Source organism: Micromonospora sp. CPM1 (genome assembly GCF_023896895.1).
Lineage (GTDB): Bacteria > Actinomycetota > Actinomycetes > Mycobacteriales > Micromonosporaceae > Micromonospora > Micromonospora tulbaghiae.
In genome coordinates, this window is record NZ_JAMHIU010000006.1 from 105131 (window position 1) to 119608 (window position 14478).

The following is a 14478-nucleotide window of genomic DNA, read 5'->3' on the forward strand; positions in this document are numbered from 1 at the left end:
TCCCGGCGGCCCGGCCCTCAGCCGGCGCGATCCCCGGGCGACCGGCCGGGCCCGGCCCGGTCCGACAGCCGCGCCGGTGCTCAGATGACGGCGGCGGGCTCGGCGATGCAGGCGGTGCCCACCCGGCGGAACCCGACCCGCAGGTAGACGCGGGCGATGTCCTCGCTGCCGGCGCTCAGGAAGATCAGGTCGGTGCCGGCGGCGCGCAGCTCCCGCGCGAGCGTGGCGGTCACCGCCGCGCCCAGCCCGCGCTGCCGGGCGGACGGCAGCGTGGCCACGCCGGCGATCTCCGCCACGTCGTCGACCCGCATCGCCATCCCGCTGGCGAGCGCGCCCGCGTCGGGCGTCCCGGCGAGCACCGAGATGCGCCGTCCCTCGGCGACCCGGGTCGCCTCCTCCTCCAGCGCGGCCACGTCCAGCTGGGCGAGGGCGGCGTCCCGCTCGGCCGGTCCGGCGTCGCCGCGCGCGGTGCCGCCGTTGGCGAAGCCGACCGCCGCGACGGCCCGCCGCAGCGCGATGTCCGCCGCGAAGCCGGGTTCGGCGGGGTCCAGCACCCGCACCGGTACGTCGCTGAACGTCCCCGGGTCGGGCAGCCGCTGGGGTTCCAGCAGCATCAGCGGCGCCTCCAGCACGCTGAGCCCGGCCGAGCGGGCCACCGCGAGCAGGTCCGGCTGGTGCTCGTGCACCCACTCGAACGCCTCCGGCAGGCCCAGTTCCCGCTGCCGGGCGCGGACGGCTGTGACGTCGGCGAGCGTGGGCGCCTCGTCGGCGCCGAGCCGGGGCCGGGCGTAGAACGGCCATCCGGCGCCGTCCCGGACGAACAGCACCAGGGCGCCGTAGTCCTCGGTCCGGGCCCCGTCGCGGGGCACCGCGTCGTAGAACCGCTCCAACCGGTCGAGTACGTCAGCGCGTGCGAGATCCACCGCGCGAGACTACACGTCCCAGCATCTGGAAGTGTGATCAATCTGAACTGGCCTTGCGCCGGAAGCCCTAACGTAGACTCAATAAACCGCAGAGGGCCGACGTCGTCCCCATCATGATCCATCCTGAGTGACGACAGGAGGCCCGGTGGCCTTTCCGTACCCTCACAGCCCGCAGTCGGCCCCACCGGCGACCGGGCTCTACGACCCCGCGTACGAGCACGACGCCTGCGGCGTGGCCTTCGTGGCCGACCTGCACGGGCGGCGCTCGCACCAGGTCGTCGCGAACGGCCTCGGGGCGCTGTGCCGGCTGGACCACCGGGGCGCCCGGGGCGCGGAGCACAACACCGGGGACGGCGCCGGCATCATGATCCAGGTGCCGGACGCGTTCCTGCGCGCCACCGTCGACTTCCCGCTGCCCCCGGCCGGCCAGTACGCCACCGGCCTGGTGTTCCTGCCCGACGACGACGCGGCCGAGGCCCGTGCCCGCCAGGTGGTCGGCAAGTACGCGCTGGTCGAGGGCGCCGACGTGCTCGGCTGGCGGGAGGTGCCGACCGACCCGTCCGGCCTGGGTGAGACCGCGCTCGCGGCGATGCCCCGGGTCCGGCAGCTGTTCGTGGCCGCGCACCGGCTGACCGGCTCGCCGGACGGCCCGGCCGGCTCCCCGCTGACCGGGCTCGACCTGGACCGGGTGGCGTTCTGCCTGCGCAAGCAGGTCGAGCGGGAGACCGCCGAGCGGGGCGTGCCGGCGTACTTCCCGTCGCTGTCCGGCCGCACGATGGTGTGGAAGGGCATGCTCACCCCGGACCAGCTCCCCGCGTTCTACCCGGAGCTGACCGACGAGCGGGTGGTGAGCGCCATCGCGCTGGTGCACTCGCGCTTCTCCACGAACACGTTCCCGTCCTGGCCGCTGGCGCACCCGTACCGGTTCATCGCGCACAACGGCGAGATCAACACGATCCGCGGGAACCGGAACTGGATGCAGGCCCGCGAGGCGCTGCTGCGCAGCCCCAGCATCCCCGGCAACATCCGCCGCGTCTTTCCGGTCTGCACCCCGGCGGCGTCCGACTCGGCCAACTTCGACGAGGTGCTCGAACTGCTGCACCTGGCCGGCCGGAGCCTGCCGCACGCGGTGCTCATGATGATCCCCGAGGCGTGGGAGAACGACCCGGACATGCGCGCCGACAAGCGCGCGTTCTACCGCTTCCACGCCAGCCTGATGGAGCCGTGGGACGGCCCGGCGTCGGTCGCGTTCACCGACGGCGAGATCGTCGGCGCGGTGCTGGACCGCAACGGCCTGCGCCCGGGCCGCTGGTGGCACACCGCCGACGGCCTGGTGGTGCTGGGCAGCGAGGCGGGCGTGCTCGACCTGGACCCGGCCACCGTCGTCGCCAAGGGCCGCCTCCAGCCGGGCAAGATGTTCCTCGTCGACACCGTCAACGGCCGGATCGTCTCCGACGACGAGATCAAGACCGAGCTGGCCGCCGAGCAGCCGTACCAGGAGTGGCTGCACGCCGGCCTGATCGAGCTGGACGACCTGCCGCCGCGCGAGCACACCGTCTACACCCACGACTCGGTGCGCCGCCGTCAGCAGACGTTCGGCTACACCGAGGAGGAGCTGAAGATCCTGCTCGGCCCGATGGCCCGCAGCGGCGCGGAGCCGATCGGCTCGATGGGCACCGACACCCCGATCGCGCCGCTGTCCACCCGGCCGCGGCTGCTCTACGACTACTTCCATCAGCTCTTCGCCCAGGTCACCAACCCGCCGCTGGACGCCATCCGCGAGGAGCTGGTGACCAGCCTGGCGTCCACCATCGGGCCGGAGGGCAACCTGCTCGACCCGGGCCCGGCGAGCTGCCGGCAGATCGTGCTGCCGTACCCGGTGATCGACAACGACGAGCTGGCCAAGATCCTGTCCATCGACGAGGACGGCGACCTGCCCGGTTTCAAGGCGGTCCGGGTCTCCGGCCTGTACCGGATCCGCGACGGCGGCGCCGGCATCAAGGCCCGGCTGACCGAGATCTGCCGGCACGTCTCCGAGGCGATCGAGGACGGCGTGCGCATCCTGGTGCTCTCCGACCGGGACTCCAACGCCGACCTGGCCCCGATCCCGTCGCTGCTGCTCACCGCCGCGGTGCACCAGCACCTGGTCCGCGAGCAGACCCGTACCCAGGTGGCGCTGGTCGTCGAGTCCGGCGACTGCCGCGAGGTGCACCACGCGGCGGTGCTGATCGGGTACGGCGCGGCGGCGGTCAACCCGTACCTGGCCTTCGAGTCGGTGGAGGACATGATCTCCACCGGCGTGCTGACCGGCGTCGACCGGGTGAAGGCCGTCCGCAACTACGTCAAGGCGCTCGGCAAGGGCGTCCTGAAGATCATGTCCAAGATGGGCATCTCGACCGTGTCCTCGTACTGCGGCGCGCAGGTGTTCGAGGCGGTCGGCCTGGACACCCGCCTGGTCCACAGGTACTTCCGCGGCACCCCGAGCACCATCGGCGGCATCGGCCTGAACGAGATCCACGCCGAGGTGGCGGCCCGGCATTCGCTGGCCTGGCCGGCGCCGGGCGCGCAGGCCAGCGACCGGCTGGAGGTCGGCGGCGAGTACCAGTGGCGCCGCGAGGGTGAGCTGCACCTGTTCAACCCGGAGACCGTCTTCCTGCTCCAGCACGCCACCCGCAGCCGCCAGTACGACGTGTTCCGGCAGTACACCGCGAAGGTCGACGAGCTGGCCGCGCAGGCGGGCTCGCTGCGCGGGCTGTTCCGGCTGCGCACCGGCGTACGTCCGGCGGTGCCGCTGGACGAGGTCGAGCCGGCCACCGAGATCGTCAAGCGCTTCGCCACCGGCGCCATGTCGTACGGGTCGATCTCGGCGGAGGCGCACGAGACGCTCGCGATCGCGATGAACCGCCTCGGCGGCAAGTCCAACACCGGCGAGGGCGGCGAGGACGTCGAGCGGCTGCACGACCCGGCCCGGCGCTCCGCGGTCAAGCAGATCGCCAGCGGCCGGTTCGGCGTGACCAGCGAATACCTCGTCAACGCCGACGACCTCCAGATCAAGATGGCGCAGGGCGCGAAGCCCGGCGAGGGCGGGCAGCTACCAGGCAACAAGGTCTGGCCGTGGATCGCCCGGACCCGGCACGCCACCCCCGGCGTCGGCCTGATCTCCCCGCCGCCGCACCACGACATCTACTCCATCGAGGACCTGGCCCAGCTCGTCCACGACCTCAAGTGCGTCAACCCGGCCGCCCGGGTGCACGTCAAGCTGGTCAGCGAGGTGGGCGTGGGCACCGTCGCGGCGGGCGTGGCCAAGCTCAAGGCCGACGTCATCCTGATCTCCGGGCACGACGGCGGCACCGGCGCGTCTCCGCTCAACTCGCTCAAGCACGCCGGCACCCCGTGGGAGATGGGCCTGGCCGAGGCGCAGCAGACGCTGCTGCTCAACAAGCTGCGCGACCGGGTCACCGTACAGGTCGACGGCCAGCTCAAGACCGGCCGGGACGTGCTGGTCGCGGCGCTGCTCGGGGCCGAGGAGTTCGGCTTCGCCACCGCGCCGCTGATCGTCGAGGGCTGCGTGATGATGCGGGTGTGCCACCTGGACACCTGTCCGGTCGGCATCGCCACCCAGAACCCGGTGCTGCGCGAGCGCTTCACCGGCAAGCCGGAGTTCGTGGAGAACTTCTTCCTGTTCCTCGCCGAGGAGGTCCGCGGCTACCTGGCCGAGCTGGGCTTCCGCAGCATCGACGAGGCGATCGGCCACACCGAGCTGCTCGACGTGGCCGGCGCGATCGACCACTGGAAGGGCCACGGGCTCGACCTGAGCCGCGTGCTGCACCTGCCGGAGCTGCCCGAGGGCGCGGCCCGCCGGGGTGTACGCGCCCAGGACCACGGCCTCGACGCGGCGCTGGACAACCGGCTCATCGAGCTGGCCGGGCCGGCGCTGCGCGACCGTACCCCGGTCCGGGTCGAGGTCGAGGTCCGCAACGAGCACCGCAGCGTCGGCGCGATGCTCGGCGGCGAGGTGACCCGCCGCTTCGGCGGCGCCGGCCTGCCCGACGACACGATCGAGTTCCGGCTGCGCGGCACCGCCGGTCAGTCGTTCGGCGCGTTCCTGCCGAGCGGGGTCACGCTGCGCCTGTACGGCGACGCCAACGACTACGTCGGCAAGGGACTGTCCGGCGGCCGGATCGTGGTCCGGCCGGACGCCGACGCGCCGTTCGTGGGCGTGGACGCCGCGCCGGGCGGTCGCGCCGAGGACCAGATCATCGCCGGCAACACCATCCTGTACGGCGCCACCGGCGGCGAGGTGTTCCTGCGCGGCCGGGTGGGGGAGCGGTTCGCGGTGCGCAACTCCGGCGCGGTCGCGGTGGTCGAGGGCCTCGGCGACCACGGTTGCGAGTACATGACCGGCGGCACCGTCGTGGTGCTCGGGCCGACCGGGCGCAACTTCGCCGCCGGCATGTCCGGTGGCACCGCGTTCGTGCACCGGCTCGACCGGCGGCTGGTCAACGCCGAGCTGGTCGACCTGTCGCCGCTGCGCGACGAGGAGCGCGACCGGCTGCACGAGCTGGTCCAGCGGCACTTCGCCGAGACGGACTCGGCGGTCGCCGAAGATCTGCTCAAGCGGTGGCCGCAGGCGGTGGAGGAGTTCACCGCTGTGGTGCCCCGGGACTACCGCCGGGTCATGGAGATCATGCGGGCCGCCGAAGCCGCCGGCCGAGACGTCGACGACGCGGTGATGAGCGCCCTCTCCCCGGCGCCGTCCGCGCCCCTGCCGCCCGCGCCCCGGGCGGTCGCCCAGGAGGTGGCTCGTGCCTGACCCGAACGGTTTCCTGCGCTACGACCGGCGGCTGCCGGCCCGCCGTCCGGTGCCGGTGCGCATCTCCGACTGGCGCGAGGTCTACCCGCCGGCCGGCGAGGAGCTGATCCGCGAGCAGGCCACCCGGTGCATGGACTGCGGCATCCCGTTCTGCCACGACGGCTGCCCGCTGGGCAACCGCATCCCGGACTGGAACGACCTGGTCCGCACCGGCAACTGGGACGCCGCTGTGGAGTCGCTGCACGCCACGAACAACTTCCCCGAGTTCACCGGGCGGCTCTGCCCGGCGCCGTGCGAGGCGGCCTGCGTGCTCGGCCTCGGCGGCCAGCAGCCGGTCACCATCAAGCAGGTCGAGGTGGAGATCGCCGACGCGGCGGTGGCCCGCGACGGCCTGCGGCCCCGGCCCGCCTCCGCCCCGACCGGCCGGTCGGTCGCGGTGGTCGGCTCCGGCCCGGCCGGGCTGGCCGCCGCGCAGCAGCTCGCCCGCGCCGGTCACACGGTCACCGTGTACGAGCGCGACGACGCGATCGGCGGCCTGCTCCGCTACGGCATCCCCGACTTCAAGCTGGAGAAGCAGCACATCGACAAGCGGCTGGCCCAGCTCACCGCCGAGGGCGTGCGCTTCCGGACCGGCGTCGAGGTCGGCGTCGACGTGACCGCCGAGCAGCTGCGCGCCGAGCACGACGCGGTGCTGCTGGCCTGCGGCGCGTTGCAGGGCCGGGACACCCCGGCCACGCCCGGCCGGGCGCTGCGCGGCGTGCACCAGGCGATGGCGCACCTGGTGGCCGCGAACCGGGTGGTGGCCGCCGCCGGGAACGGGCGGCCCGCGCTGGCGACGCTGCCCGACGGTACGCCGATCGACGCCGCCGGCAAGCACGTGGTGATCATCGGTGGTGGCGACACCGCGGCGGACTGCCTCGGTGTGGCGCACCGGCAGGGCGCGGCCGGCGTACACCAGCTCGACCTCTACCCGCAGCCGCCCACGGAGCGCGACGCGGCCCGCGACCCGTGGCCGACCTGGCCGTGGCTGCTGCGCAGCTACCCGGCGCACGAGGAGGGCGGCGAGCGCGTGTTCGCCGTCGCCGTGCAGGAGTTCGTGGACGACGGCACCGGCCAGGTCCGCGCGGTCCGGATCGCCGAGGTGACTGTGGAGAAGGTGGACGGCCGCCGCATCGTCACCCCGCTGCCCGGCTCCGAGCGGGAGATCCCGGCCGACCTGGTGCTGCTCGCCATCGGCTTCGAGGGCACCGAGGAACAGCCCTTGCTGGCCCAGTTCGGGGTGGCCCGCAACGCCCGCGGCGCTGTCGACTCAGCCCCGGACTGGCAGGCCGCCGACGGTGTCTTCGTCGCCGGCGACATGCACCGGGGCGCCTCGCTGATCGTCTGGGCGATCGCCGAGGGACGCGCCGCCGCGGCGGCGATCCACGCGTACCTGGGCGGGGTGGGCGAGCTGCCCGCCCCGGTCGACCCGGCCCGCCAGCCGCTCGCCGCGCGCTGACCCCGCACCGGCCGGGCCGCCCCCGTCGTAGGGAGTGGCCCGGCCGGCGCCGGTCAGCGGCCGAGCAGGTCGTGCGCCGCCCGGATCTTCGCCCACGAGGCGGGCTGCGCCGGTGCGGCGGTCGTCCGCGCGGCGGTGGCCACGTCGGGCCGGCCGGGGGTGAACAGCCAGGTGGTGAACACCGCGTCGAGATCCCGCCCGGAGATCCGCTCGGCGAGCGCCTGGAACTGCCCGACGGTGCCGGTGCCGTACTGCCGCTTGGCCGTCCAGGTGCGCAGGATGCGGAAGAACGCCGCGTCGCCGACGGCGAGCCGGATCTGGTGCAGCGCCATCGCGCCCCGGTCGTAGACGGCGTCGTCGAAGATCCCGCTCGGGCCCGGATCGCCGGGGCGCACCTGCCAGAACTCGGAGTCGGCCGGATAGCTGTCGTAGGTGAAGTCGAACAGCTCCTGAGCGGTGCCCTCGCCCTGCTCCTCCGACCAGAGCCACTCGGCGTACGAGGCGAAGCCCTCGTTGAGCCAGATGTGCCGCCAGTCGGCCACCGACACCGAGTCGCCGAACCACTGGTGTGCGTTCTCGTGCACCACCACGTACGTGTTGGCGCCGCGCCGCCAGAAGCCGGGGCCGTACACCGGGCGGGTCTGCGTCTCCAGCGCGAAGCCGATGCCGTCGACCGGCCCGGCCACGCCGCCCTGCGCCTCGAACGGGTACGGGCCGAACAGCCCGCTCTCCCAGTCGACGATCTCGGCGGTGCGTTCGATGCTGGCCCGCGCGGCCGGCAGGCGCTCGCCCAGCGTGGTGCTGTACGCGTTCACCACCGGCTGCCCGTTCGGCGCGACGTCGGTGACGATGTCGTACTGACCGATGGCCAGGAACGCCTGGTAGGTGGCACCGGGCTTGACGCTGCGCCAGCTCCACCGGGTGCGGTTGCCGGCCTCGGGCAGCGGGTCGCGCGGCTGCACGCCGTTGCTGATCACCTCGACACCGGTGGGCACGGACACCGAGACGTCCCAGGTGGCCTTGTCCTTCGGGTGGTCGTTGCTCGGGTACCACCACCAGGCCGACTCGGGCTCGTTGACGGCGAGCGCCCCGTCGGCGGTACGCGTCCACGCGGTGTAGCCGTAGACGGTGGTCTGGGACGGCACACCGGCGTACTTCACCACGACGGTGAGTTGCTGGCCCTTTGCCGGCGGCCGGGCCGGGGTGATCACCAGCTCGTGGTCGCCGGCCCGGGTGAAGCCGGCGACCCACCCGTTGACCCGCACCGACTCGACGTCGAGTGCGAAGTCCAGGTTGAACCGGGACAGGTCCTTGGTGGCGGTGGCGAGGATCGTGGTGGTGCCGCTGAGCCGGTCGGTGGCCGGGTCGTAGCGCAGCCGGATGTCGTAGTGGCCGACGTCGTAGCCGCCGTTGCCGTAGTCGGGGAAGTAGCTGTCGCCCAGCCCTGGACTGCCCGGCGTCGGGGTGGCCGCCGCGGGTTGCGGCCGGCCCCATCCGCCGGGGACGGCCTGGGCGGGCGCGCCGGTCACTGTGGTGCCGGCCGCGGTGAGGGTCAGGGCGGCGATGGCCGCCGTGAGTGCGCGTCGCACGGTGGGACTCCCTCCGTCGGGTGTCGTCACCGTCAAGCTAATCGACACATGTGAACATATCTGTCCCGCCCGGCCGATCTCGGCTATTCAATTCTTGCGAATGTTTCGATAGCATTACCGACCAGTAACAGCACCGATCCCTCGGCCACGCGCGCGGTCAACGGGCTCCACCACCCCTGCCCCGTGGAGGCTCTGTCATGTCCCGTCGCGTCCGTACCGCGTTCGCCGCCGTCCTGGCGGCCGTCCTCGGCGCCGTGCTCCTGCCCGGCGCCGCCCGGGCGGCCACAGTCAACTACGTCGCCCTCGGCGACTCCTACTCCTCCGGGGTCGGCGCCGCGCCGTACGACCTGTCCACCTGCCTGCGCAGCCAGAAGTCGTACGCCCCGCTCTGGGCCGCGGCCCATTCGGTCACCAGCTTCAAGTTCCCGGCCTGCGGCGGCGCGGTCACCGCCGACGTGCTGAACAACCAGGTCGGCCAGCTCAGCAGCAGCACCACGCTGGTCACCATCACCATCGGCGGCAACGACGCCGGTTTCGCCGACGTGATGACCAGTTGCCGCTTCGGCAGCACGTCGAGCTGCGAGAGCGCGGTCAACGAGTCCAAGGCGTTCGCCACCGCGACGCTGCCGGGCCGGCTCGACGCCACGTACGCCGCGATCCGCAACCGGGCCCCGAACGCCCGGCTGGTGGTGCTCGGCTATCCGCGGCTGTTCGAGACCGGCTCCTGCGGACTGCTCGCCATGAGCAGCTACAAGCGCACCATCCTGAACCAGGCCGCCGACACGCTCAACGGCGTCATCGCCGGCCGGGCCACCGCCGCCGGTGGCACCTTCGTCGACGCGCGGCCGTTCTTCGCCGGGCACGGCGTGTGCGCCGCCGACCCGTGGATCCGTGACGTCAGCGGCGTCATCGAGGCGTACCACCCGAACGCGAGCGGCTACCGCTACGGCTACCTGGCCGCGCTGACCGCCGCCATCGGCTGACAACAACGGCGAAGCCCCGCCCGGCACAGGCGCCGGGCGGGGCTTCTGTCCGCGTACCGAATGGGGTCAGCGGGCCGGGACCAGCTCCGGCGCCGGTGCCAGGTCCGGCACCGCCGGCCCGATGCGCCGCCGGGGCCACCGGCGGCGCCCGGAGGGTACGGCGAGCGCGGCCAGCGCCGCGGCCACCGAGATGCCGGTGAGCAGCAGGAATCCCGCCGTGAAGCCGGCCTCCCGGGGCAGCCCGCTCGGCTGCGGATTCGCGGTGATCACGGCACTGGCGAGCGCCGCGCCGATCGCGCCGCCGATGGTACGGATGTTGGCGTTCATGCCGGTCGCCGCGCCGGTCTGCCCGGCCGGCACGTTCGCCACGATCAGGTTGGCCATCGAGGCGAACGCCAGCCCGATGCCGAGGCCCACCAGGCCGCCGGCGACTCCGACCTGCCAGCGGGTGTCGTGCGCGACGGTCAGCATGGCGGCGGCCGCCACGTTGAACACCGCGCCGGTGCTCAGCTGCGCCTTGGCGCTGAACCGGGACTCCAGCCGCCCGGCCAGCAGACCGGCCACGAACATGCCGACGAGCATCGGCAGCATCAGCAGTCCGGCCTGGGTGACGCTGGCGCCGAAGCCGTAGCCGGCGCTGGTCGGGATCTGCGCGAACTGCGGCAGGAACGCGTAGACGGCGAACATCGAGGCGCCGTAGAGCAACCCGACGAGGTTCGTGGTCCAGACCGCCGGCAGGCGCATCATCCGCAGGTCGATCAGCGGGTTGGCGGCGCGGGCCTCGGTCGCCAGCCAGGCGACCGCGAGCACCGCTGCCAGCGCCAGCAGCCCGACCACGCGGCCGGAGCCCCAGCCCCACGCGGCGCCCTTGCTGACCGGCAGCAGCAGCGCCACCAGCCAGCCGGACAGGAGTACGGCGCTGAGCCAGTTGATCCGGCCCGGGGTGCGTACCGGTGAGCGCGGCACGAACCGGTGTGCGGCGAGCGCGGTCAGCCCGACCACCACCAGCGGGATCCAGAACAGCCACCGGTAGCCCAGGGTGGCCACGATCGGCCCGGCCAGCACCACGCCCAGCCCGCCGCCGACGGCCACGACCGCGGAGATCGAGGCCACCGCCGAGCTGACCCGGGCGGCCGGGAACTCGTCGCGGATGATGCCGAACGACAGCGGGAAGACGGCGCCGCCGATGCCCTGCACCACACGGGCGGCGATCAGCACGCCGATGCTGGGTGCCACGGCCGCCAGCAGGCAGCCCAGCGCCAGCGCGGCGAGCGAGAAGACGAGCGTCTTCTCCTTGCCGACCATGTCGCCGATGCGGCCGACGATCGGCGTGAAGACGGACGCGGAGAGCAGGTACGCGGTGAGCACCCAGGTCACCGTGTTGGGCGAGGTGTGCAGGTCGTGCTGGATGGTGGGCAGCACCGGCGTGATCAGCGACTGGAGCATCGCGAAGAATCCGGTGCCGGCGGCCAGCACGAGGAAGGTGATCCGGCGCGAGCCGCGCCGGGATGAGTGGATCATGTGGGACGACTCCCCGTTGTCGGTACGACTGTGGTGGCCGCTCGCGCGTGGTGCGGCGGTGGCGGCCGGGTTTCGCTGGTGCTCAGCGGTCGGCGGGCATGGTGGGACCTCCCGGGTCCGTGGGGGCGCGAGGATCGCGGGGCCGGAAGTCCGGAGTAAGCTATCCGGAGGGATGGCTCCGGTCAGTAACCGGAGGCGTGCCTCCATTAACCTAGCGGAGGGGTGCCTCCGGTTGCAAGGCGGAAGGGGTGACCCGCGTCATGGCCGACGCCGACGTGTCCGGTGAGGTCTTCGCGCGCCGCCCGAAACGGGCCGACGCCCGCCGCAACTACGACGCGCTGATCGCCGCCGCCCGCGAGGTCTTCGGCGAGCACGGCGCCGGCGCGTCGCTGGAGGAGATCGCCCGCCGGGCGGGCGTGGGCATCGGCACGCTCTACCGCAACTTCCCCCAGCGGCGGGACCTGTTCGAGGCGGTCTACGTCGAGGAGGTGCGGGCGCTCAGCGCCTCCGCCGACGACCTGGCCGACGAGCCGCCCTGGGATGCCCTGGTCGCCTGGCTGCACCGGTTCGTCGCCTACGTGGCCACCAAGCGGGCGCTGGCCGAGGAGCTGGTGCACGACTCCGAGGTGTTCCGCAGCTGCCGCACCGAGATCTACGCGACCGGCGAGCCGCTGCTGCGCCGCGCCCAGGCCGCCGGGGCCGCCCGGCCGGACGCCGGATTCGACGACGTGATCCGGCTGATCAGCGGCCTCGCCGCGTACCAGTTCCCGGACCCGGCCCAGCGCGACCGCGTCCTGGCCATCGCGCTGGACGGCCTGCGTGCGAGCGCCGGGGCGGAATCGACGCGGGCCTAGCCGAGGCGGAGGATACCCGCTTCCGTCGAGACGATCCCGCGTGGCGCAGCCCTCGGCCGGTGCGATCCGATAGCATGCTGGGTGTGACCGGACCGGTGAGCAAGAAGTCGTTCTCGCTGCCTGCGGATGTCGCGGAGCGTTTGGAGCGCGAGCCGAACGCCAGCGCATACGTCGTCGACGCTGTGCGGGCACGGATGCGCGCCGAGGACCTCGATGCCGAGTTCGCCCGACGCGGGATGACCGTTTCCGCCCAGGGTCGTGCACGAGCCCGGGTGCAGCGCGCGCAGGTGGAGCAGGAGTGGTCGCCCGGTCGCCGCCAGGCTCTGCGAGAGCGTTCGCGCCGGGCGGCACGGGAGATGGCCGGCGAGACCGACCCTCAGGCACCGGCGGCATGACCACTGAGGAGCCGCCGGTTCGCCTGGTGCTGGACCGGTCGGCGTTGGTCGGCTACGTGGCCGGTTCGATGCACGTGGCCGAGCCGCTGCACGAGGTCGCGCACGACGGGGTGCGCTTCGGCGTGCCGGCGGTCGTCGTGGCCGAGGCCTTGGCGGTGATCGACGAACCGGGCGACCGCGCGGTGCTGCACCGGCTGTTGGAGCGTCCCGCCTGCGCGGTCCTGCCGACCTGGGGCGAGGACTGGCAGGAGTTGGCCTACTGGCGCAGGATCACCGGCCGGGTCGACCTCGCGGCAGCGGTGATGGCCGTTCTCGACCACGACGCAAGTGTGCTGACCGGCGAGGGCAAGGCCTACGGCGACGGGGGAGACCTTCCCGTCATCGCCTTTCCCGGCTGACCGGATGTGTCGGCCGGCGGCTCCCACGCGAGAACCGCCGGCCGCTCGCTGTCCCGTCAGCGGTGCCCGTTGCTCGGCCGCCCCCACGGTCCGGTGATCGCGAACACGTACCCCGGCGACTGGATGTTGGCGAACAGCGTCCTCCCGTCCGCGCTGAACGTCGGCCCGGTGAACTCGCTGTCGTTGAGTTCGTTGCGGGCCAGCGGGTACGCCTTGCCCTGCTCGGTGACGCCGACCAGGTGCGACACGCCCTCGCCGTCCTCGGCCAGGATCACCCCGCCGTACGGCGAGACGGTGATGTTGTCCGGCCCGTCGTAGTTGCCGTGGTCGGCCTCCGGGTCGGTGTTCACCCCGAAGATGGTCTTCAGCGTCACCGTCTGCCGGCGCGGGTCGTAGAACCACACCTGTCCGTCGTGCTCGTTGGCGCTGCCGTCGTCGTGGCGGGCGTAGCTGGCCACGAAGTACGCGCCGCCGTCGCCCCACCAGGCGCCCTCCAGCTTGCGGCTGCGGGTGACCTCCGCATCGGTGAACTGCTTGCGTACCGACACGGTTCGGGCGTCGCGTTCGGGCACCTCGACCCACTCCACGCGGTAGCGGGTGCCGGGGGTGGTGGCCTCGGACAGGTCGGCCACGTGGCCGTCACCGTGCAGGCAGCGCATCGCGGCGAGGCTGCCGGCGGTGCCGCCGTCGGGGCGCTGGGCCAGCGCCCGCAGCGCGCCCTTGCCGCCCCGGAAGCCGGGCGGCGGCGTCCACCGGAAGTACAGGCCGTTGGGCCCGCTCGCGTCCTCGGTCAGGTAGATCGAGTGGGTGTACGGGTCGACCGCGACGGCCTCGTGGGAGTACCGCCCGAGGAACGTCAGCGGCACCGGGTCGGTGTTGGCGGACCGGTCGTGCGGGTCGACCTCGAAGACGTACCCGTGGTCCTTCAGATACCGCCCACCGGCCCGCTGCTCGGTCTCCTCGCAGGTCAGCCACGTGCCCCACGGGGTGATGCCGCCGGCGCAGTTGTTGTGCGTGCCGGCCACGCTGACGTACTCGCGCAGCCGCCGCCCGTGCCGGTCCACCTCGATGGTGGTGGTGCCGCCGCGGGCGCCCGGGTCGTAGGTCAGGCCGGGCAGCGCCGGCACCGGGTACGGCTCGTCGCCGCCGATCTCGTGGTTGTTCACCAGCACGGAGCCGTGCGGGCCGCGGAAGCAGCCGGTGCCGTCCGCGTCGCTCGGGGTGGGCTGCCCGGACTCCAGCAGCGTCGCGCCGGCCTGCGCGACGACCGTGTACGAGAAGCCGGGCGGCAGCGCCAGCAGGCCCGCCGGGTCCGGCACCAGGTCGCCGTAGCCGGCTGCCGGGCGGCACGCGGGCCGGGCCGCGGCGGGTCCGGCGATGGCCTCCAGGCTGCCGGCCACCACGATGCCGAGTCCGCCGGCCGCGCCGCCGCGCAGCAGGGACCGCCGGGAAAGAGGTGAGGTCACGTCGTCGCCTTCCTGTGCGCACGATTTGCTGACCGAAG

Annotated in this window: 10 protein-coding genes; 6 read left to right on the top strand and 4 right to left on the bottom strand. The window is 73.3% G+C overall.

The features are described from left to right. Positions 1-80: 80 nt before the first annotated feature. On the bottom strand, positions 81-923 hold the full coding sequence (locus M8C11_RS09505; protein ID WP_252449288.1) for a GNAT family N-acetyltransferase: 843 nt from the start codon (positions 921-923) through the stop codon (positions 81-83). A 145-nt stretch (positions 924-1068) separates the two neighbouring features. Between M8C11_RS09505 and gltB the strand changes: the two genes are divergently transcribed. Together gltB and M8C11_RS09515 are read left to right on the top strand one after the other, a co-directional pair. Then, a complete protein-coding gene (gene gltB / locus M8C11_RS09510) occupies positions 1069-5736 on the top strand; it encodes a glutamate synthase large subunit (RefSeq protein ID WP_252449289.1) in 4668 nt (1555 codons plus the stop codon). Further along, entirely contained in the window at positions 5729-7234 is a 1506-nt protein-coding gene (locus M8C11_RS09515) for a glutamate synthase subunit beta (protein WP_252449290.1), read from the top strand. Before gltB ends, M8C11_RS09515 begins: the two co-directional genes overlap by 8 nt. Positions 7235-7287: 53 nt before the next feature. On the opposite strand, the gene M8C11_RS09520 is transcribed toward M8C11_RS09515, so the two are convergent. Further along, positions 7288-8823: a M1 family metallopeptidase gene (locus M8C11_RS09520; RefSeq protein WP_252449291.1), complete on the bottom strand. Its 1536-nt coding sequence runs from the start codon at positions 8821-8823 to the stop codon at positions 7288-7290. Positions 8824-9020: 197 nt separating this feature from the next. On the opposite strand from M8C11_RS09520, the gene M8C11_RS09525 reads away from it, so the two are divergent. Next, complete coding sequence (locus tag M8C11_RS09525) at positions 9021-9806, top strand: SGNH/GDSL hydrolase family protein (RefSeq protein WP_252449292.1); 786 nt, start codon at positions 9021-9023, stop codon at positions 9804-9806. Positions 9807-9872: 66 nt separating this feature from the next. Here the strand turns inward: M8C11_RS09525 and M8C11_RS09530 are convergent, their stop codons facing one another. Next, positions 9873-11327 carry an MFS transporter gene (locus tag M8C11_RS09530; protein ID WP_252449293.1) on the bottom strand — a complete coding sequence of 485 codons (1455 nt, stop codon included), beginning with the start codon at positions 11325-11327 and terminating at the stop codon, positions 9873-9875. Between the two features lie 248 nt (positions 11328-11575). On the opposite strand from M8C11_RS09530, the gene M8C11_RS09535 reads away from it, so the two are divergent. From M8C11_RS09535 to M8C11_RS09545, 3 genes are all read left to right on the top strand, one after another. After that, a complete protein-coding gene (locus M8C11_RS09535) occupies positions 11576-12181 on the top strand; it encodes a TetR/AcrR family transcriptional regulator (protein WP_252449294.1) in 606 nt (201 codons plus the stop codon). A gap of 83 nt (positions 12182-12264) precedes the next feature. Continuing rightward, positions 12265-12576, top strand: coding sequence for a hypothetical protein (locus M8C11_RS09540; RefSeq protein WP_121686184.1), 312 nt, complete (start codon positions 12265-12267; stop codon positions 12574-12576). After that, the gene (locus M8C11_RS09545; protein WP_252449295.1) at positions 12573-12974 is read left to right on the top strand and encodes a hypothetical protein; all 402 of its coding nucleotides are present in this window, start codon (positions 12573-12575) and stop codon (positions 12972-12974) included. Before M8C11_RS09540 ends, M8C11_RS09545 begins: the two co-directional genes overlap by 4 nt. Positions 12975-13030: 56 nt before the next feature. On the opposite strand, the gene M8C11_RS09550 is transcribed toward M8C11_RS09545, so the two are convergent. After that, positions 13031-14440 carry an alkaline phosphatase PhoX gene (locus tag M8C11_RS09550; RefSeq protein WP_252449296.1) on the bottom strand — a complete coding sequence of 470 codons (1410 nt, stop codon included), beginning with the start codon at positions 14438-14440 and terminating at the stop codon, positions 13031-13033. Positions 14441-14478: the final 38 nt, after the last annotated feature.

Bases quoted from the DNA above. Each gene is read 5' to 3' on its own strand.
- M8C11_RS09525 (WP_252449292.1), top strand. From the start codon at position 9,021: ATGTCCCGTCGCGTCCGTACCGCGTTCGCCGCCGTCCTGGCGGCCGTC.
- M8C11_RS09530 (WP_252449293.1), bottom strand. From the start codon at position 11,327: ATGATCCACTCATCCCGGCGCGGCTCGCGCCGGATCACCTTCCTCGTG.
- M8C11_RS09545 (WP_252449295.1), top strand. From the start codon at position 12,573: ATGACCACTGAGGAGCCGCCGGTTCGCCTGGTGCTGGACCGGTCGGCG.